This window comes from Bradyrhizobium sp. CCBAU 45394, assembly GCF_028128655.1.
GTDB classification, from domain to species: domain Bacteria; phylum Pseudomonadota; class Alphaproteobacteria; order Rhizobiales; family Xanthobacteraceae; genus Bradyrhizobium; species Bradyrhizobium diazoefficiens.
The window spans coordinates 19189-40299 of record NZ_LBIX01000146.1; the positions used below are offsets into that span (position 1 = coordinate 19189).

The 21111-nt window shown below is 59.1% G+C and carries 13 protein-coding genes and 3 pseudogenes; 7 read left to right on the top strand and 9 right to left on the bottom strand.

Features of this window, described 5'->3' with window-relative positions; genetic code table 11:
- Positions 1–130: 130 nt before the first annotated feature.
- Positions 131–1516 (top strand): XopAG/AvrGf1 family type III secretion system effector, encoded by a 1386-nt coding sequence (gene xopAG / locus WN73_RS14955; RefSeq protein ID WP_271553504.1) that lies wholly within the window; start codon positions 131–133, stop codon positions 1514–1516.
- Positions 1517–1670: 154 nt separating this feature from the next.
- On the opposite strand, the gene WN73_RS14960 is transcribed toward xopAG, so the two are convergent.
- Positions 1671–2792: an IS630 family transposase gene (locus WN73_RS14960; protein WP_271553506.1), complete on the bottom strand. Its 1122-nt coding sequence runs from the start codon at positions 2790–2792 to the stop codon at positions 1671–1673.
- A 43-nt stretch (positions 2793–2835) separates the two neighbouring features.
- Here WN73_RS14960 and WN73_RS14965 point away from each other — a divergent pair, with 43 nt between their 5' ends.
- Positions 2836–3093 carry a LexA family protein gene (locus tag WN73_RS14965; protein WP_161533226.1) on the top strand — a complete coding sequence of 86 codons (258 nt, stop codon included), beginning with the start codon at positions 2836–2838 and terminating at the stop codon, positions 3091–3093.
- A gap of 819 nt (positions 3094–3912) precedes the next feature.
- Positions 3913–5426, top strand: a pseudogene (locus tag WN73_RS14970) (ISNCY family transposase).
- Between the two features lie 147 nt (positions 5427–5573).
- On the opposite strand, the pseudogene WN73_RS14975 reads toward WN73_RS14970, so the two are convergent.
- From WN73_RS14975 to WN73_RS15005, 8 genes and pseudogenes are all read right to left on the bottom strand, one after another.
- Positions 5574–5735 (bottom strand): annotated as a pseudogene (locus WN73_RS14975) (NEL-type E3 ubiquitin ligase domain-containing protein); the annotation flags it as partial.
- 274 nt (positions 5736–6009) lie between these two features.
- Positions 6010–6276, bottom strand: coding sequence for a hypothetical protein (locus WN73_RS14980; protein ID WP_271553509.1), 267 nt, complete (start codon positions 6274–6276; stop codon positions 6010–6012).
- A 140-nt stretch (positions 6277–6416) separates the two neighbouring features.
- Positions 6417–8189, bottom strand: coding sequence for a tetratricopeptide repeat protein (locus tag WN73_RS14985; protein WP_271553510.1), 1773 nt, complete (start codon positions 8187–8189; stop codon positions 6417–6419).
- 5 nt (positions 8190–8194) lie between these two features.
- Positions 8195–8845, bottom strand: coding sequence for a DUF3540 domain-containing protein (locus WN73_RS14990; RefSeq protein ID WP_271553511.1), 651 nt, complete (start codon positions 8843–8845; stop codon positions 8195–8197).
- A 17-nt stretch (positions 8846–8862) separates the two neighbouring features.
- Positions 8863–9819 carry a hypothetical protein gene (locus WN73_RS14995; RefSeq protein ID WP_271553512.1) on the bottom strand — a complete coding sequence of 319 codons (957 nt, stop codon included), beginning with the start codon at positions 9817–9819 and terminating at the stop codon, positions 8863–8865.
- Positions 9820–9852: 33 nt separating this feature from the next.
- Positions 9853–10260 carry a DUF4150 domain-containing protein gene (locus WN73_RS44650; RefSeq protein WP_442870097.1) on the bottom strand — a complete coding sequence of 136 codons (408 nt, stop codon included), beginning with the start codon at positions 10258–10260 and terminating at the stop codon, positions 9853–9855.
- Between the two features lie 4 nt (positions 10261–10264).
- The gene (locus tag WN73_RS15000; protein WP_271553513.1) at positions 10265–11341 is read right to left on the bottom strand and encodes a pentapeptide repeat-containing protein; all 1077 of its coding nucleotides are present in this window, start codon (positions 11339–11341) and stop codon (positions 10265–10267) included.
- Positions 11331–14483 (bottom strand): DUF2169 family type VI secretion system accessory protein, encoded by a 3153-nt coding sequence (locus WN73_RS15005; protein WP_271553514.1) that lies wholly within the window; start codon positions 14481–14483, stop codon positions 11331–11333. Before WN73_RS15005 ends, WN73_RS15000 begins: the two co-directional genes overlap by 11 nt.
- 543 nt (positions 14484–15026) lie before the next feature.
- Here WN73_RS15005 and WN73_RS15010 point away from each other — a divergent pair.
- From WN73_RS15010 to WN73_RS15025, 4 genes and pseudogenes are all read left to right on the top strand, one after another.
- On the top strand, positions 15027–16766 hold the full coding sequence (locus WN73_RS15010) for an alpha,alpha-trehalose-phosphate synthase (UDP-forming) (RefSeq protein WP_271553516.1): 1740 nt from the start codon (positions 15027–15029) through the stop codon (positions 16764–16766).
- Positions 16767–18511: 1745 nt separating this feature from the next.
- Entirely contained in the window at positions 18512–19450 is a 939-nt protein-coding gene (locus WN73_RS15015) for a M35 family metallo-endopeptidase (RefSeq protein WP_271553518.1), read from the top strand.
- Positions 19451–20498: 1048 nt separating this feature from the next.
- A complete protein-coding gene (locus WN73_RS15020; protein ID WP_442870098.1) occupies positions 20499–20786 on the top strand; it encodes a hypothetical protein in 288 nt (95 codons plus the stop codon).
- Positions 20786–21111 (top strand): annotated as a pseudogene (locus WN73_RS15025) (DNA primase); the annotation flags it as partial. The gene WN73_RS15020 and the pseudogene WN73_RS15025, both read left to right, overlap by 1 nt.

Sequence of the window (21111 nt, forward strand, 5' to 3'; positions counted from 1 at the left end):
CCAAGTTTGGCAAATAGTCGGCGGACGGGCCGAGGCCCCGAGTTCGATTACTGCGCTCCATGCAGAGCTGCATTCACTTGCTGCGGTCCGTGCCCGGAATGTAGCAACTCCAGATGGGAGGAGATCTGTGGTGCGGCAGCTCGGGAGGGAAACGAACAATGAAGGAGGAGGGAAAGGCGGGAGCGGAGACGGGCCAAACGTTGCGCGCGCATTGAAATACGTATTGTATCTCGCGGGCGCGGGCTACGTCCATAATGAGGTCGGAAACAACTTCTTCCTTTCTACGACATCACTGCACGACGGGAAGAAGGGCTTCACCAGTAACGAACGGCTCAGACTGGCTCAGGCGAAGGCAAGGGAGTACTACACGTTGTATCACGCTGCCGAGTCTGACACTTGGCGCCTCAATGTGCGTCCCCCCAATCCAATCCGTACCTGCGGTAATAACCTGTTCGTAACAATGATCGACTACCGGGCGGCGACCTACGTACACGTTGGTCGCTTGGTGGATTCCCCAGAGGCGCGCACCTATCTTGTGCGGAACCTGAGCTGCATGAAGGGTCATCTCGTAAAGGATGAGTGCGTGGCCAAGTACAGGCCACCGAAAGTGCCGCAGGATCCGGACCTTACGAACAGCCCGCTCTACGACAAGAAGAACAAGTACGCACTGACGGGCGTGCTCAATGAGGAAACTGGCGCTTACGGCTACACCTCAAGGTCAATCACGCATCCTTTCGTGAACAAGGGCATGCAACACTTCCAGGATGCCATCCAGAGCGAGAAGGGACTAACTTTCAAGCGATGTATCGAGAGGCTCGAGGCGCTGCTCGACAAGAATTGCGGTCTCGAAGAGGAGGTCCAGTTCGCGGCCGGCCAAGCCATCCTGAACTTCAGGCAGGTCTACGCTGCGGACGAGCATTGGGGACACGCTGAGAGAGTCGTGATGCAGACCCTGTCGGAGCAAGGCTGGCTGTCATGGGCCGAAACGAGCAGGCTCGATGCGACTTTTATGTTCGAAGATCCAAATATGAATCCGCTCAAACGCAACAAAAGTTGGGTTGGGCCGAGCCTGCACCAACTTGACGGCTGGCTGCGGGAGAGGCGGTCGCGTCATGGTCGCGTAACAGGCGAGGAATTGAATTACGCTAAGATGGATGGCTTGAAATATCTTCCCATTGCGCACGTCAAGTTGAACGAGCAGGGCAATGGGTTCGAGGACTGCTCGGGATTGGGCGACTCGTTCACGTGCGCGAACGCGGTCGCCTGCATCAATCACGCGCGCTTGATGAGTGGCCAGCCGCGCCTTTCAAAGGAGGAGGTCGTAGTCCTCGTCGCGTGCCTGAACGCGGTATACGACGATACGACGTCAATGAGGCATACGCTCCACGAAACAGCACGAGGCTGCTTCGCCGGCGCTGGTTATACAATTGAAGAGGCGGACGAGTTCTACGAGGGAGTGTGTCGGAAAGCCGCGCAAGAGTATTATGGCGGTAGATCTCTTGCGATGTGGAGTTGACGCCGCAACGAACCGAGCATTGTCGATACGACACTCTCGAGGTGATCAGAGCTGGAAGGCAAGTTGAGTGCGATTTCATTGCACACATACGTCGTGAGACGCTGGAGGTCGTATCCGCGAGGAAGAAAAAGCGGCTAGTACCTCGTCACAGTGATTATGACTCTTTGGAAGTGGCGGGATAGGCGCCAGCCATTTTGGCGCGAGCCTTGTCTGTTGTGAACATCCATTTGATGCGGGAGCGGGCGGCATTTCGTTGTCGCTCCCAGGCGGTGATTTCGCGGCGCAGTCGCTTGGGGTCGTCAATCCTGCGATCCAGGCACTGGCCCCGCAGGACGCCGATTTCGATCTCGACCATGTTGAGCCAGCTTGCGTGTTTTGGGGTGTAGTGGAACTCGAGCCGTCGCAAAATCCGCCTGGCTTCGGCGGGCGGGAACGCCTGATAGAGGGCGCCGGCGGAGTGGGTCGATAAATTGTCCTGGACTACCCGGATGATCTCGGCGTCGGGATAATGGATGTCGACGAGATCACGCATGCATTGGGCGTAATCCCTTGCCGCCCGCCGCTCGGTGACCTTGACCTTGCGCCAGGGACGATGCACGTCGAGGAGAACGAAGAGATTGACCGTGCCATTGCGACGATACTCATAATCGTAACGTTCGAGCCTGCCGGGCTTGGCCGGGATGGGCTGACGCGTTTCGCCGATGAGTTGCACCGGGCTTTCGTCGAAGCAGACCACTGGCCGCCTGGAGTCGGACGCCTCGGCATAGAGGTCGAGCACATCCTCCATGCGGGCGACGTATTCGCCGTCGACCTGCGGAATGCACCACATGTCTTTGCGCCAGGGCTTGAGGGCATTCTCGGCCAGGCGCCGCCGAACCGTCTCGTGCGACAGGCTCTTGTGTTCGGTGAGCTTGACCATCGCACCCGCCAGCAGCTTTAGCGTCCAGCGGGCACGGCCCTTTGGCGGACTGGCGCAGGCTGTCGCCACCAGCAAGGCTTCTTCCTTGCCCGTGAGTTTGCGCTCCGCCCCGGGACGCGGCTCTTCGCTCAGCGCCCGCTCCAGATTGCCTTCCACGAAGCGTCGCTTGGTCCGGTACACGGTCGAGCCGCTCACGCCGACGCTCCTTGCGATCTCCTCGTCGCTGGTTTCGGCATCGGCGGCTAGCAAAATCTGCGCTCGCTTGAGCTTGCGGGACGCATGCTTGCCGCCGCTGAGCAGCGCCCTCAGATCGGTGCGCTCGATTTGGCTGAGTTCGACCCGATAGCGTACATTCATGGCGTGCCTCCTCGTTCGAGGCACGCACGAACAACTGAATCGGATGGCCGGCGTGAGTCCTTCGACAAAACCCTTCACGCCCACGCAGGGGCAGTATCTGGCTTTTATCCACCTCTATACCCGGCTGCATCGCAGGCCCCCGGCCGAAACCGACATCCAGGAATATTTCCGCGTCAGCCCGCCTACGGTTCACCAGATGGTGCTGACACTAGAACGCGCCGGCCTCATCAGACGGCAGCCAAGGACGCCCCGCAGCATCGAGGTCCTCGTTGATCCGAAACTCCTGCCGGAGCTAATCTGACCGCCGGACCCAACCTGTCAAAATCACTGTGCAGAGCCACTAGTTCGAGCGAACGATGGGGCGGGGACGCAAGCCGCAGATCGTCATTTCGAGAAGGACTTTGGGCGCGCTCCAAAACCGAGAAGTGGGCCATGACGGTGCCGCAATCACCTGGAATGACGCAGTGATCGAGTGCGCGGAGTATAGTTTCTTGATCTGGAGCAATAGGGCCGGCCCGTTATCGCTTGGTCGACAATGTCGCGTCATGGGGCGGTGTCACCAGTCCGCTATTTTCCGTCATCTAGACTAATTGTATTGGTTCGCCGACGCCAAGTGTCGCCCAAGCCGGCTAAAGTCATTCTTAAGATATATTATCGGTGGGTAATCGTCCTTGCATGGCGATCGCTGATATCAACGCGAGGCGGACTGACATCTTTGTGTAGATCGCCGCAGGCTTCAATGCCGCCGCGCGACCGGGGCCGATCTGCAACAGGAGCATTAGGCGACGCTCCAGCTAGGCAGTTCAACGCGTCGCCGATTACGCGCGAGGCGGACGGCAGACCAGAGGATTTATCCCGTGGCGGAGTTGTCAGTTAAGGGCTACCTTTCCAGGACGTGCTGTGCGAAACCTTCTGCATGAGCGCGCCCTTGATCTCGCGAACTATTTCATTTCGGATCTGAGCTTCGAGGGACGGCTCGGCGTCACTGGTCGGCTGATGATCAGCCAGCCGTTGCGTCAATCGTCTCTATCTCGCATTGCCTCGCCCTAATTGTTACCGGATGCTGAGCCGTTGCCTCACGTAAATTGCTCCCTTGGATCGGGAACGAGCGGGGGCGAAGATGGGGTGGCTAAGCATGGCAACGCGGAAGGAACTGACGGCAGCAGCAGGCGCGCGCTATCGGCGTTCGGATCGCGCGAAGAAGGCGCGGATGTTGGACGAGTTCGTCGACATCACCGGATACCATCGCAAGCATGCGATGCGACTACTTCGAGGTCAGGAAGACGCACGCCGAGGCCGACGGGCGCGACGTCGAGTCTATAATGAGGCAGAACACAACGCGCTCGTGCTCCTTTGGGAGGCGTCAGACCGGATCTGCGGGAAGCGGCTGAAGGCGTTAATGCCTGCGCTGATTGAGGCGATGGAACGGTACCGCCACCTCGACCTTGCCCCGAGATCCGCGCCAAACTTTTGGCGATGAGCGCTGCGACGATCGACCGCGCCTTGGTGCGGATCCGAGAAGAATTAGGTCGCAAGCGCCGGCGGCATGCGACGCACTCGTTGCGTCGCAGTGTTCCAATACGGACGTCGGCAGATTGGAATGATCCGGCGCCGGGATTCGTCGAGGCCGACCTTGTAGCGCATAGCGGTCCATCTGCGCGCGGCAGCTTCATCCAGACCCTCGTGCTCACCGACATTGCTGCCGGCTGGACGGAGTGCGCTCCTCTGACCGTGCGCGAACAGACGCTGTTGAGCACGGTGCTGACGGAATTGCGCAAGCAATTGCCTTTTGCGCTGCTCGGCCTCGATACTGACAATAATACCGTGTTCATGAACGAGACGCTGAAAGCCTACTGCGAGGCGGCCAACATCGTCTTCACGCGTTGCCGGCCCTACCGAAAGAATGACCAGGCGTTCGTCGAGCAGAAGAACGGCGCCGTCGTGCGCAGGATGGTCGGCTATCGTCGGTTCGAGGGCCTGGAAGCGGCCAAGCTGCTGGCTGAACTCTATCGATCGGCGCGGCTGTTCGTGAACTTCTTCCAGCCCTCGTTCAAATTGATAGCCAAGCAGCGCGACGGGGCGCGTGTGCGCAAGCCATACAGCGCGCCGGCAACACCACACCAGCGCTTGGCCGCCGACGCCCGCACGCCCGACGTGGTTCGCGCCCATCTCCAAGAAATCTATGCCGCTCTCGACCCGGTCGCGTTGTTGCGCGATATCCGCGGCGCGCAGGAACGCCTCGCGGCGCTTGCGGATACAAAGCCAATCGTCAATCCTGCTGCGGCATCGCAATCGATTGATCTCTTTCTGGCAAGTCTACGAACCGCCTGGAAGGACGGAGCTATGCGACCGACGGATCGGCCAATCGTGAAAGCGAAGAGAGGCCGGCGCCGTCCCGACCCGCTCATCAGGGCAACGCCAGATTTGCGAAAATGGTTTGAAGTCGAACCCTGGCGGACTGACAGCGAACTGCTCTCCCGGTTGCAGGTGGAATATCCTGGAGCCTATCCGAACAAGCTTCTTCGAACGCTTCAACGTCGAATTAAATCCTGGCGCAACGAGCAAGCGAACGCGTTACTGTTCGTTCCTACGGAGGAAACGCTTCCGGGGTATGAGGTCACAACACCCCAATGATGTGCCAGGTGCCAGCGGAGGAGGCCGGGCGCTCCGAAACCCCGGCCATCTCCGCACCCGGCCTCCTCCTCAACCCAAGCCGGGAGCAAAATAAATGAGGCAACCGATCGCACTCGGGAGCATCGATATGTGAGGCAATACGGAGTCTCACCCTGATCGCCGCCGCGCACAGCTCTCGTTCAATGCGACGGCCGACTGGAAGTACTGCTCGCGCAATGTGGGCCTCCCCGCCGCCTGTTGCAGGTCCGCGGCCACCGCCCGCCGGAATGCGTCATAGTTCAAGGTGTCCCGCAGCCTGTCGAGGAAGGGTGAATATTCCTCGACTCCTGACTAATCGGCGAAGCTCCGCCAGAGGCCGCCGCGTCCGGCTCGTCGAGCCAATCCGCGACTGCTTCGGCCGTGGGCCGCGCGCGATCTTATGCTATTTCGTCGGGATCCGAGAAGAACCCGTTCGGGCCAACAAAACCCTCAGCCTTCGTGGCCGCCATCGGGCTGGCCCGCACCCGCGCAGGCAGCGGGTTATCATCCACATCAACTAGGCAGCCGGAGCCGAGCTGGGTTAGCAGGGTCTCAGGAAGGCTGGTTAACCGATTGTTGTCGACGTCCAGTTGACGGAGTCCGACCGGGAGGGTGTCGTGGGCAGGCTGGTCACCCGGTTGCCGCTGGCGCGAAGGCATTCGACGCTGGCCGGGAGATTGGTGGGCAGGTTGGCGAGCCAATTGTTTCTGGCGTGGAGGGTTTGCAGGCCGCTCGGAAGAATATAGGGCACGCCCGTCAGCTGATTGCCGTCGATAATCAGGTGTTGGAGCCGCGCCGGGAGGGCGGCGGACAAGGTGGCCAGGGATAGCAATGAAAGATCCAGCCACGGCGGCTCATCGGCCGCTGTTTCCTGCCAAGCTTTCGTTCGTCTTTCCGCCTCGTGCCGATTCTCATGGGAAGCACCAATCGCAGCTTAAGCAATCAGCGACTTGGGCTCCCCCGATGCTGTGCTTAGTCAATCGCTTGTTTGCGTAGCAGGGTCTCGAGCTGGCGCCGACCTTCGTCGATCGCGCGGTGCCAATGCCCGAACCGTTCCTGCACGACAACTTCGAATGAGGGATACCACAGTGGCTTTCCGCCAGCATGAGCCCAATACCAGGGATAACCGCGCGGCACGAAAACCACGCCGGAAACGCCGAGCGCACCGGCGATATGGACGGCGAAGCTGTCGGGCCCGACCACCGCGTCGAGATTGCCGATCGCCGCGATCATTTCGGCAGGGCTCTCGATGTGCACGCCAGCATCGATCGGACGACTCCATCGCTTCATATTATGCCGTTGCGCGCCGCTCATTAGACTGACAGGCGTGACGAAGCTCGGAATCGCAGCTGCGACTTGCTCCATCGATAGGCCGAGCGCGCCACCCTCCCACACAATGCCCACCAGAGGCCTTGCAAACGCGGCCAATGCATTCCGCCATTTGGCGAACAGTTCGGCCTCGGGCCGCAGGTAGGGAATGCCATCGGCAATGTTGCGGGCGTCGGTCGGCAAAACGCGCAATAATGATTGCAACGGCACAGCCGAGATCGTGGGCCTCGGTTCGTCCAAAATCACCTGCTCGGCGAGGGTGGCAAGAACAGCCTCATACCGTGGATGCGCGACCACATGCACATCACGCGGGCTCGGGAGCCGACGTAAGAGACGAGCGAGTGCGATGAACTCAAGGGCGCCCATCGTCGGCGGCACGACTATCCGCCTCACAGGTGCCGAGGCGGACGGCTCGGGCGTCGGGAAACGACCGAGCGTCAGTTCAAGCGCCGTCTGCAGAGACTTCGCTGCGTCATTCTCAGGTCGCGTGCGCACGACGTGATCGACAAGTGTGAGGGATTCGTCGAGCCGGCCAACGAGCTGTAGGACACGAGCCAAAGCCAGCGCAACTGTAGGATCCGATTTGTTAGCGCGCACGAATTGCGTCAGTTGCGCAATACCGCGTTCTTCCTCACCTTTGGCAATCGCAACACGGGCCAAGATTTCTCGCGCACCAACATGAGCGGGCGCATAGGCAAGCAGCTTCTTGCAGTTGGCCTCCGCTTGGGACCAGAGTCCAGTTGCGGCGTGGCAATAAGCCAGATGCAAGAGCCTAGCTGTATCGAGCGGGGCGCGCAGATGCGCGCGCGCGGCAAGGCTGAGCGCCTCGTTGAGGCGCCCGCGTTCAAGCTCGAGCACCGATAAATTTCCCAACGCGTGGGGATCGTCCGGAGCAATCTCAAGCGCACGAAGAAGGCTGGTCTCAGCCGACGAGGTGTGGCCCAAGGCGAACTCGATGGCGCCAAGCTGAACGAGCGCACGCGCATTACCGGGCTCGTGGTGGACGACGGTCTTCGTCATCGCTCGGGCTTTCTCAACCTCGCCACGGCTCAGCAAGGTCTGAGCGAGCGCCAGCCTGATTTCCTCGTTGCGCGGTGCGAGAGCCGCCGCGCGTTCGAGGCAAAGCACCCCCGCCTCAGTGCGGCCGAGCAATCCATGCGCTATGCCGAGATTGGTGGCGAGGCCGGCGTGTTCGGGGTAGATGGTCGCAGCTTCAGACAGCATGTCGAAGGCAAACTCGATCCGGCGGCGCGCAAGTGCCAGCGTGGCCCTCGCATTGAGCGTATCGGGATCGGTTGTGGTGGCGACCTCCTCCAGAAGAGCCTCCGCCTCCTCGAGACGGCCGGCCGATATAAACTCCTGGGCCGTTCTAACCCTCTCCTGCCGGGTCGGAGCCGGCATTCCAGTGAACAGCATCTGTGCTATGCAACCGTGACGCGCTTGCCATCGAGGCGGAGATCCTCGGTCACGGCAATCACCTTGGTGTGCGCCATCTCGGAGGCAATGCCGGTGACCCTAATGGCCTGGGTTTCGGTTTGCAAGGTGTCGATACGCTCGATCACCGCGACACGCTTGACCGCTTTTACCGTAAGTTGTTCGGCACTCGATTCCTGGTGTCGCGCTGAGCATCGAACACGGTCCGCGATCAACGTGTAGAGCTTGCCGATCCAAGTGCCTTTGTCTGCAAGCACAGAGAGCAGCTTGGTCTGCAGATCGATACTGTCGGCACGCAAGGACAGGCGCTGGCGCGCGGCGATCGTAATGGTCTCGCCCTCAATGGACATATTGCGCCCCCCGGGCAGGCCGACCATGCCACCATTAGGAGCTGTCCGCTCCAGCACAGCGAGGATGAAGATTTGCTCCACGTTACTGAAGAGCAGAATTACGTCCTGTGGCATAGGTCGGACAAGGCAACCAACGGCGACCGTCGCCATGTGACGGGCGCCAGCGACCTCGACCTCGATCGCAGAGCCATCGTCGCTGACCGACACGACACGCGCCGTGTGATGCCCGGGCTCGAGCGCGCGTTCGCCAATCGCCAAGATGTCGGTGGTACGGATCGGCATCGTCATCCTTGTTCTCCAGATCGCTACATGAAATTTACCGATTTTTTTTGTATGACTTCCTCATTGCCGGAACTGGACGTGATCTCAGCTTTTCGGGTCACAAGCTTGTACTCTTCCATGTTCGACTGTCCTTTTCTCAATTCTTCGTCCGTTTTTAATACGCTCGTCTTGCAGAATTTCATGTCGCGACCGACCGACTTGAAGTCGTCGACGGGAGCGAGCTTGAAATCGCTTGTTCTGAGAACCTTGGTATCGCTGTCAGCGGACTTGAAATCGGGTCCAAAAACACACTTGGTCGAGTTTCCAATCACTTGCTTGACGTCGTGGCCTTCGACAATGTCAAGTTTGTTGCCGATCGTCATAGAGTTCATATCACTGAGATTGACTGAACATTCTCGCGCGATGTTGAATGTGAACGCTTCTCCAAAGAACATGCTTACGTTCTTGGCCATCGTCAGCGTGGTAGCTGCGCCTCTCATGCAGGTGAATTTGGTTCCTTGAAACAATTCCTTGGTGTCGCCCATCGTCTGTTTTTCCGAGTTGCCAACGGTCGTCTCCAGCTTATGGCCGTTATTGATGAGCTTGACTCGGTTCGAGGCTGTCAGGATGATGTCCGCCGGCGTCCCGTTAGCGCCAGCACTGATTGACACGCCATTCTCGGCGGAGATCTCATAGGTGCCTTTGGAGACCTGATGTTGGGAGTTTCCGTTCGTAACCTCCGTGGTCTGGCCGCGACCGATTTTGAGCAGCGCGGCGCCTTCGATATTGGCCTGGAAGTCTTTGTTGGTGAAGGCAAGTAAGCCTGCATTGTCGCTTTCATGTTTGCTGATCGCAGTTGGAGTTTCGCCAACAGTCGTTGTGAGACCAGTAACAAGTTTTTCTTCTTCGTCCGAATAAGACCCGAGGCGCAGATAAGTTGACTTCGTCAGGGGAGAGACCAGGCTGTCTGGAACGAATAGTCGCGTATAGGCATTTGGCATAGCGGATATCCTAATCGGATGGCTGTCGGCACTTTAGCGCTGGGCCGTTAAACGGGTTTGAGAAGGCGATATCGAAAGTCCGAACGCATTCGGGTTGGTGCCATTCTGCTTCGTTGGCATCCCCATTTTGGTTGCCGGTGACCCGCCGATTGACAAATTGTCAGATCCCGCTTTGGCGCGGCCTGGACCCATGACAAGGCCAGAGATGACGCCGAGGGCCACACCTGCGCTATCACCCATCGATGTCGCGCGCTCGGTCGTCATGTTGTGTGCAGGCATACACATGATGAGGCACCGAGACTGTGTAGGAATAGCCGTCGTGTTCATAGCAACGTTTGAATAGGGTATAGGCACCACGGCGAGTCCGATTGGTGTGTTGCAGACGTCGGGAAACGCTTGATCCTGCGCCGACATCGGGCCACTTGAATTGACAAAAGTCATTTGTTTAGCTCACTCCATAGAGAGGGATGACCCCGCTTGGGTCATAGAGCTCGGCGACGGCGCGTTTCGGCACAGTGTTTAAGATACTCCCATGCTGGTTCACGAACCGACTGCCTTCGGTCGACGCGCAGTGAAAGTCAGTGCGCAGAAATCGCGAGCCGGAAAAGTCGGTGCCATCGACCATGGCGTGGTGCATCAGCGCATAGGATAAGTCGGCGCCGGCAAACGAGGCACCCCTGGCCAATGCACGTGTGAATACGGCTGTTCCCAACTGAGCGCCGGAAAGATCGCAGCCGTCGAGGTGCGCTTCAAAGAAGATGCACTGGGTCAAATCGGCGTTGCGCAGCCTGGCGGCTTGCAGGTCAGCCCTGACGAACAGTGTGTTCGGGGCGGTCGCGCCGGAGAGATCGGCACCCACGAGGCTTGCGCCTGTCAACACGGAGCCGGACAGGTCTGTTCCGGACAGGTTTGTGCCTTTCAGCTTGGCTCCGCTCAGGTTTGCTCGCGCGAGCATCAACCCGGAGAGATCCCGTTCCGACAGATCGCATTCGGAGAAATGGATCGTGTCGCAGCGCAGTCCCTTGAGCTGTGCACTCCGCAAATCGGCCTGCGTTATGGCGGCGTTCGTCAGCGTGGCGTTGTCGAGCGCGACATGGTCGAGGTCACAACCCATGAGCGCGCTTTGAGATAAGCAGGCCTTGCTCAGGATCGTATGGGCCAACACGCAACGCATCACTGTCGTCTGGTTGAGTCGCGTCTCGCCGAAGTCGCTATGGCTGAAATCTGATGTCATGAACGTCGACTGGGTCAAGCGGGCCCGCCGCCAGTCTGATCCGCTAGCCCGGCAATCGACAAATGTGCATTTGTCAAGGGAAGCATCGGCGAAGGAAGCGCCGCTGAAATCGCAGTCCTGGAAAGTCATGCCGGTCAGGCGGGCACGCGTGAACTGGCTGCCGCGAAAAGAGGAACTCAGTACAATGCCATCGTTAAGGCGTAGTCCAGATAGCGTTTCGCCATCGAGGTTAGCTTTGCGTACTGGGAACTGATGGTCGATCGACTGCAATAAGAGATCAATTGACATGGCGCGTGACCATCAGCACGGTGCAGTCGATATTTGCGTTGCTCAAATCGGCCGCGACTAAGGAAGCATCCATCAGGTCTGCGCCATAGAGATTTGCATGGCGCAGGCTCGCGCCTTCCAGGTTAGCCTGGTTGAGATGCGCCTCAAGCAGGTTGGCCGCATAAAAATCGCTGCCGCGCAGATCGTTGCCCGTGAAGACCGCGCGTTTCAGCGATGTCATTCGGAAGGTGGTGCGCGCGAGGGTCGACTTGCCGAAATAAGCACCGTTCAGTCGAGCCATGGTGAAGTCGGCACCACTGAGATCGGCCGTCTGAAAGGAAAGCGCCTCGGCGCTGCTGCGGCCGAATCGGGCGTCGTGCAAATCGACATCGCCGATAAAGCTGACTTGGTCAAGTTGCGCGCCCGACAGATCGAGTAGGGCCGCTGTCACCTTGAGAAAGCAGGTTTGCTCAAGTCGCGCGCCAGCAAAATTCGCAAAAGATAACGATAGATCCATGAATTGTCCGCGCTCGAGGACAGCGTCCCTCCAATCGGTGTTATCGAGGACGGCTTTGATGAAGAAGCATTCACGTATTTGCGCAGAGCGGAGAGTCGCCCCAATCATCGGTACCTGCAAAACCTGGAGCTCGCTAAGATGCGCTTGGTCGAAGCATGCGCCCACCATGCGTGAGCCGAGAAGATTGGTGCGCACCAGCTGGCTGCCGGCGAAACGCGTTCCGCGGCAGTCGGCTTCACCGAGATTGGCTTCGGTGAGATCTGTCGCGCTTAGATCAGCGTTGATGAGCGTTGTGCCGGTCAGTGCGGCTTTCATCAGCTTCGCACCGGCCAGGTTCGTCCCGCTCAGCTTCGCGCCTTCAAGAAAAGCGCCGGAGAAGTCCGCGTTCGCGAACCGTCGCCCGGAGAGGTCGGCGCCGGCGAGATCTCGACCAGCAAGCTGGCCGCCGCGTCGGAACTCCTCTTCCACTAGATCACCGAGCGCGCGTGCGACAGACGGTGCCAGCATCGCGTCGGGGTTGAGCGGCTTGGGTGAGGCAAGCCTCGCGGCGGCCATGCCGGCTGCCAACTGACCTTCCGCTCTGTCGATCTCGGTCCGTAGGACAGTCACCGCTTTTGCAGTTTCTGTCTTCGCTGCGGCGATCCCTGCTCCGGGCTCGTCCCTGTTTACCGCTTGACGGGGGGCACTCAAAGCCTCAAACGGCGCGCGATCATCGGACAGTAACCCAGGACGGACCCTTCTGAGCGCCGCTTCAGCATCGGTGAGGGCCGTACGCGCTCGGTGGGCGGCGTCAGGCGGTGGATCGGAGGCTTCGATTTGCGCCAGTATCTCGTCTAGGGTTAGGCGCGGCAGAGCCTCTGGCGTGCGGCCCCGCGAATTTTCCGGCAGGTCCGGCTCAGGGATATCGGGAAGCAAAAAGGCATCGTCCGATATCGCGTTGCGTATCGGCTCGAGCGGCCGTCCCGCCGCCAAGTCAAAGAAACGAGCATGCGCAAGTGCGAATTGTTTTTCCTCGTCGAGCGGTTGCGTTGCCGTGCCAAGAACAGCACCGCGCCAGTCTTTCGCCCGAGCAAACTTGTCTTCGATATCCTTTATGAGTCCCGGATCAGTATCCGGCAGCTCAGAGATTGGTGAGGCCTGGTTAATGCCTGCCTCCATCGACTGCGCGGCATCCGTAGACGATATTGCGTCAAGCACGGCGTCAATATCGCTCGGCGCGGCGCTTCCGCTAGCAACCTTTTCATAGGCTGCACGTATCGGTCGATATTGGGCGTCAAGCCTATCGACATCAAATTCTGCTTTTGCCTGGACCGTCTCCAGCGCGTCGAGGATCTCGGACAATTCGATCTCGCCGCTCTCGAGTTCCTCCGGCAACAGTGCGGGAATGCTCGATGGTTCGATCGAGGGTATCTCGATAGTCGGACGCAGCGAAGCCGGGAGCTCAATGCGTGCGAACTCTTGATCGAGCGCCCAGCGCATGGAGGCCAGCTGTTGCGTTGCGCGCTGTTGGGCAAGATGCCGACGCCGAGCTGTGCGACGTTCGCGTTCGGCAGTCGAAATCTCAGGTGCAAGTTGACCTTCCAAAAAGGGATAGCGTGGAGCGCTCGCTGGATCGAGCCGCAGCCGCCGAACATTCAGATAATGATCGAACGGCCGCGCCGGCTCGTGTCGTTGTTCGTAAGCGACCATAATGTCGCTAACGTCGCTGCCGTCCAATTCCTGCACGGCAATCGCTGCGCGGTAGATCATGACGCCGCGGCGGGCTCCTGCGAACAGCCACAGAGTATCTATGCGCGTCTGGAGTTCCGTGACGCCGTGCCCCGCATCGTTCCAGCCGATGAAGCAGCGCACGCGAAAGGTCGGCAGGCGGCCTTCGATCAACGGATGTTCGGCGGAGAAGTTCTGCAGCGTGTAGGGTTCTCCGCCGCAGATGAAGCCGCCCAAGCGCTGGTCTGGCGGGGCGAGCAGAAAAAGCCGCGGATCGGAATCGCTCGCCAGAGCAGGGGCAACTGATTGCAGCCATGTCGCATCATAGCTTCCCGCGTACTGCAGCCGCTCAATGTTATCAAGTGCCATTGGTCCGAAGGTTGCGGGTGGTGCGATCGCCTCGATGAACTGAATAGCGTGCTCAGGGCATTCTATATTGGGTAGGGCCACCAGCTCGCCGGCCATGCTGCGCCGGAGAGCCTCATGCCCGACCCCGAACCGGTTCGCTGCGCAGCCGGGCCCGCCAAATGCGCGTTGGTGAGTGAGCGGCATTTGTTGGAATGGTTGCGCGTCTGTCGGTCGCCAGCCGTTGATGGTGGTCTGCCAATAGCGGTCGCCCGTCACCAAAAGGTGCTTCTGGATCGGTCCGAGCGCCCAGCCCAACATCATCCGCTCGGTCGTCCGTCCTTCAGGCGCCGCCGCATGTCCGCTGATAAGCAGCTCGGCTTGCGGCTTGGGCATACCGATATCGAGAGGGGTGCCGGGCGGAAGCTCCTTCGTGGCCATCAGCCAAAGCTCCTGCTCGCTCAGCAGACGATCGGCGCCCGGGTTGGAGAGATCGAACATCGCGAAGACCGAAATGATGAGGCTCGCCCCTGGAGGACGACGCTCGCATTTGGTCAACAGACCCAGTGTGCGGGGCTTTACAAGAATGGGCATGAGGCCGGCCGAGGCGATTTTGGTCTTTTACCAATATTTCTCGATCGTGACGAACTGTCGGCCCCAACATCCAATCGCGTCTTTGTGCCACATACCAACTTAGGTAGGCAGCATTCAGCACCGCGTTACATAAATGGTCCCTCCGCACATCGACGGTTTGATGGTCGGGGTAGCCGCGATTTGCTCCTGAGGAATCATCGGCCCGCAAGGCTGCTCGAGCGCCAGATAGAGATGAGAGTGCGCCTCGCCGAAAAGTACAGGCCGTTCTGTCTGCAGAAAACCAATGCTTCGTGCGCTTGCGAAAGCCGCCTCCGCGCGATGAAACCGTTGGCGCACTCGGCGCCGGAATGATCACGTTCTGCGCGCAGGGCCTACGTGGTACGCCCGTTATTCGAAGCTGCGCGCTATATTCATTAGCAGCCTACCAGCCCGCATGAAAACGTCGAAGGAGGGCGGGTGTCAGGCCGTAAAGGCCAGCGATCAGCCGTGGCAAATTGATCGAACATCCGGCAAACGCAGATCCAGACGGGGAAAGGATGACTTGTGAATCTCGTCGTGGTCGCGAACCGGGTTGCCGGCAGCAACGCCCTTGAACCAAGGACAGGCGGGCTTGAGGCCGCCCTGGTTCCCGTGGTGCAGCAATCCGGCGCAATTTGGGTGGGGCCGAGGCGGCCGTTGGAGGCCGAATTGCCTGTCGTGGCGCTGGGCCGAGGCAAGCTCGTGAGGGTGGATCTGCCTGCCGAGGATTATCGCCGCTATTATGAGGGCTTTTCGAATTCGAAACTATGGCCGGCGTTACATTCGCTGACGGAGCGGGTCTCCTCCGCGGCAGGTGATTATAATAGCTATCGCAACATCAACGCCCTCATGGCGGACGCGCTGCTTGAGTACAAAGACCGGCGCTTGTTCTGGGTGCATGATTATCATTTCCTCACGCTCGGCGCTGAGATGCGTGATCGGGGCGTCGATCGACCTATCGGTTTCTTCCTGCACACGCCATGGCCGGCGCCCGACGTGCAGCTGGGACCCCATCGTCGCGAACTTACTGAATCGATGCTTGCGTATGATTTGGTAGGCTTTCAGACCGACGAGGACCGGCAGAATTTCCTTGCCTGCGTTCGTGCCGATCTCGACCTCACACCCAGCGAAGACAGTGTTGTGATTTCACACCGTGGTGGCATCACAAGATGCCAAGTATTTCCGATCGGCATAGATACAGAAAAATTTGCACAATATGCTGCAGACGCGAGTTCGAGTGCCGCTGTCTCGTCGCTACTGGAAGGTCTCGATCGCGAGAAGCTTGCCGTCGGCGTCGACCGGCTCGACTACACCAAGGGTCTCCACAATCGCGTTCGGGCTATCAATCACGTTTTGAACAAAGACCCGCGCAGCATCTGCCTTTTGCAGATTGCGACCGTCTCACGATCCGGCATCAAGAGCTACGACGACTATCAGCAGGAAGTTGCGGCTCTTGTCGACTATGTAAATGTTAACCATGGCTCGGATGGCAGGGTGTCGATCCGTCACGAAACGAAGCCTCAGAGTCAGCCGGTGCTCGCGGGTCTGTACCGCGCCGCACGCGTCGGCCTGGTAACATCGTTGCGTGACGGGATGAATCTTGTAGCGAAAGAATATGTTGCTGCGCAAGACCCCAGCAACCCCGGCGTGCTCGTTTTGTCGAAATTTGCCGGCGCGGCCAAGGAACTCGACGAAGCGCTGCTCATCGATCCCAACGACATCGAAGACATAGCAGAGAAGATTTCGATCGCACTTTCAATGTCACTGCCCGAGCGCATCTTCCGCTGGGAGAAGATGATGGCGAAGCTTCGAGAGTACCCCATCCAGAAATGGTCGGCGCACTTTATCTCCGAGCTGGAGAAAAGTTGGGCCGAGAAACTCGCAAGACAGAGCCCGCGAGATGTCGGGGAGTCCAGCAGTTCGAAGAGAAAGGACGAGGGGAAATTGGCCGGAGGCGGAAGCCATTTTGACCTGCCGCGGCAATTGACATTCCCCGCATTCGGTGTACGGGCTAGGATATTAAATGAGGATTTCACCCACGTCGTAGGCTTGGGCTGGAATCACGGTCCTCAAGCGGCTCCAGACATCCTGCTCGGCGCGCTGAATAGCGTAGATGCCATCCCGAAGCCGTACCAGCCTATGACAGATATTTACATCCATGGTCACCCGTACATGGCACAGTTGACTGCAGGCATGAGGGAAGTGACGCCCAACAATCCGCTAGGCGCGAACGTTATTCTCATACCTCGACTTAAGGGCGGCTGAACGCGGGTCGTCGCTTGTAATTGGCACCTTCTGCTTGAACGGTCGACATCAAATGTCTTCGGTCATCCGATGTCCTCCTATCGGCCGTCGCCTGCTAGAGGTTTAAGTTCGGAATGGTTGACGAATCGAGGCCGTATTCGTCCTTGAATACATTTGGCTAAACGTCCGTGCTCGCTGCGCAATTTACCGCGATTAGTGCGAATAGAGCGGCTCCGCTCCGGCCCAAAAATCGGCGCAGCGGCGTTTAGCGTTCGTTCGCTCCATAGTCATTCACCTGTCGGACCGTCGCTTCGTAGACATTTTCCCAGCACATCCGCCAGCCCGTCGGAGAACTCTTCATACCAACCTTCCTCGTTATCCACGGCAGCCGTTTTCCCTTTTGCCGTGAATGCCTCAGGCGTGTGGCTGCGTCGTCATGCGCCGCTAGCTCGATTTCGATGATCATCGAGCGTTGGCAAGAGTGCGTTCCGCCGAGCCAAATGGCGTCAAGTGCAAGGCGCCAAGGTCCATGCTCCACCTTGCTCCGCCTTGGACTGGAAGCGAGGACGTGGCAGCGGACTTGGAGATAGCTGCGCCTACGCGCGCTATTTGCGTAGCTTCGAGCCTCGATTTAGCGAATGCTGTCAAGTGCGAGATATACAAGTAAATGTTTGGCTTGCCGGCCAACCGCATAGCTATGACGGATAATTGAACATGCGACCAGATTCTTGCTGAAAAATCTGGCCGCACGGGATTAACGCTTGTTGCGATGCCTCTGCTTGTATGGCGTCACACTACTCTCGTCCGGGCGCGATTCTGCCGTTGAGACGATGGAGACACGAGGGCCGATCTGGGCTGCGCTGCATCGGCCCCAGCAGATCCGCATGTAAGCGTACTGACTGGTCTGGAAGCAAGCACGTTGTACTACAACGATCGTTGAGACCAGCCCGCAAGCTAATTAACTTCAATTGCGATCCGCTGTGAACACTCCGCCGATGTTTAGGCCCAGCTTTTGCTGGGACGGATTGAGTTTGAATCGTTCGGGCTGGGAAGTTCAGCATCTGCAGATGTATTCAAAGGATGTGAGGCCCTTCAGGGTCTCCAAGTCGGCGACACGAAGGAGAGTTTTGGGAGTGGCTGATGAACCCGCGAGGTTACCGCTTTCGACGGAGTTTCGGTTGGGAGTGGACTTAGTTAGCCAATTGCCAGCCCGCAATTGGAATACACCTAGCCCTCTCCGGAGGAGGCCGTGGCTCGCCTATATGCCTGAGCAAAGTGTACGCGCGCCTGCGGCTCCAAATTTAGCAATGTACGTTCGAGCTTGGCAGCACGGCGACCAACCCGCATCGCCCGAGCTCAGGGCCGCAATGCTCTCCAATGGAGTACTGCCGGGCGCATCTCGGCCGGAAACAAATTTCACGATCGGCCACGTGAACTACACGGCCATGTTCCGCCTAATAGGCAGACCAGACGAGATCATCGTCCGCCAAGCAGACACGTTATTGCCCCGCGTACATAACGCCAATTCGGGCAGTCTTAGCGGACGCGATCATTTGCTTCCAACAGAAGACAAGGATTCGATGGCTACTCGGCCTGCTAACCGTCCCCTAAGGTCGCCCGCGTACGATATGCAGAAGTACATGACAGTCGATGGGGACGTTCGTGACTCTCTCAAGCCGGCATTGCCTCATCTCAGGAGCCTCACGTCCGGCAGGCACGAAGTCCAATCAGTTGGGCCCAGGCCCTTCATGATGTGGCGCCGAAGAATGGATACTTACCTCGGCGACGCCCGCATCGCCGACATCGACAGCTATATCAATTATAATTTGTCGTCGCTAATCAATTCTTCAAGCCCCAAGGGGGTCGAGGTACACGGAACGCCTCAACAATTGTACAACTACGCAGACATTGTGGCGAGGGACCATGAAGGGGCGAAGGGCTTTGTCCGCGTCACCATCCAGAAACTGGAAGCCTATCTCGAGTCCGTCACGCGCGAAGACGTGGAGCACGACGTGAAAGCGGCCCTGAGCCAATATTTTGGTATCGTGGGCACGAGAAAACAGGACGTCGCCGACATCCGAGAAATCCTCGCGAACTACAGGAAGGTGGCCAGCTATCTCAATCGCGACGAGCCACTAACGCGAGCGCAGCGTCTTAAGGCGTTGTTTGTCGATGTTCCTCTTTATCGGATTCGGCCGAAATCAAATGTCACGGTGGCTTATGTCAGGGGCGGCCCCATCTGCTGGCCGGACTGGCGTATCGTTCCGCGGTCACTGCGGTTACGTTCGGTCAGCTCGGGATGGTCGGGTTTGGGCCTTTTTCTGGCGGGAGTGGGTGCCCACCAACGCGGTTCTGCGATGCTCCTTCGCGACAGGTCTGTTGAGCAACGGCACGTAGAGCGTGCTGTCGCGTTAGGTGCGGTGTTGCTCGGCGGATTGGCCGCGACATTGATCGGCGCGTCTTATGGGATAAGTCAACTCAGGCGCTTGACTTCCGAGAGCGGGATCAATCTGCACGAAGGGCACTTCGCCTACTCAGATCGCTTCCGATCCTCAACCGTCGTGCACGAAGCAACACATCTGTTGTTTGCCACCGACGACCATGCCTACGAGCACGAACAAAGATTCAGTCGCCTATCGACAACCCAACACATGACCAACGCCGATAGTTACAGCCATTTCGCTGAATGGATCAGCCGCTCATGAATCTGCCCGGGAATGCCGGCGGAAACATTAGATTCCAATTGTACTCCGGTTGCCGCCTCATACCGATCGATCCGTCTGAACGAGCGGAGCTCGCTCTGGAGTCGGGGGACGAACCAGGTACTGATCGCGTGGCGCAAGAAGGGAGGGCGGCGCTTCGGCAATGAGACCGCTCAGATCGAAGCGCTCTTTATGGCCGTTGTGCAAAGGGTGTGCTGATCGGGCGCTACTCCCGGCGGACCGTCCTGCGCTCCAAGAAGTGCCTGGACGTTTCCGGCACAACGAGAGCGCCTGTCGCCATTTCTATCTGAGGCGGGGGCATCAGCAGTTCCTAGTAACGTCGTCTGGAGCCGGAAAGGCCGTGCGAGTCGATCATGAAGAGATACTATTTTAATATACCTGACGGCGGCTAATTTATCCGCGGCGATGAAAGTGTGGAGCTAGCCCATAACGAGGCTGCACGGGAAGAGGCGATACTGCGCTCTTGGAGATGGCGCGCGAATGGACCAGAAGCACGCCGCATCGTCGCATGGCAGTTGGAGTTCGCGATGATCATGGGTCTAACCTTGCGGGCGGGCTCTAGCTTCGCGGTGAGCAGACGGAGAAGCAACAGCCATGTCGTTTCGCGTCTCGAAAGGTGGCGTCGCCTCGCCCAAATCGATCTCAAGCTGCCGTCGTTCCCTAAGCTCCCTGTTCATTGCAGCATGATAGAATTTATAGCTGCCGCGACCTTGGGCTTTGACCGTCGCCGTCGACCTGCCGGCTTCGAACGCGCAGCCGCATCCGCGTCCGGAGGCAAGACGGCGCTTCCGATTGCCGCGCCTCCCAGGCTGGCTACGGCTGTATTGCGGGGCCGCCGAGCAAGGGCGAATACCGCCCGGCGCCGCGGCCCTCGCGGCCGTGCTAGAGGTCATCATGAACGCAGTAACAAAACGCATGTCGAGAGCATTCAGTGCTTTGCGGCGCGTGTGCTAACGAGGGCGAGCGCATCACCGGCCGCAGGGTCTCGCCAGCCTGGGCGGCGAACGCTTGCGCGACCGCGACCTGCAGCTTGAGCCCGAACGAAGCTTTCTCGGCGCTGATGGAGGGGCGCACCGTCCTTGAGCTCGCCGAGGATCTGCAGCTCCGTCGTGTCCGCGTGATGGGGGTCCATCGCATCGAGCTGTCCGGATTCACCGATACGATGCGTGACCAGCTGCGCGCCTACGACCTCTTCAGCGAGATCATCTCGTGGAAGCTGCGCATGTTCGTGCCGATCAATGAGACCGGTGCCTCGGTGCTGGCAAAGGTGCTCGACTACTATCCGGTCACGCGCGTTAGTGAGCGGGAGGCGGCCTGATGGCACACGACAACGCCTCCGACCTGGCCCACCGTCTCGCGCGTGACGCCGAGGCAGTGTGCCGCCATTATTTGTCCAACGGGCGGCGCCAAGGCCGCTACTGGACAGTCGGCGATGTCCGCAATACGCCCGGCCGGTCGATGTTCGTCCGGCTCAGCGGGCCGGAATCTGGTCCTGGCGCCGCCGGGCATTGGCGAGATGCCGCCTCGGCCGAACACGGCGATCTCCTCGACGTGATCCGCGAGAGCTGCGGCTTCACCACCTTTCGTGATGTCGCCAATGAGGCCCGACGCTTTACAAGCAAAGTTTGCATCGGCGTCTTGCG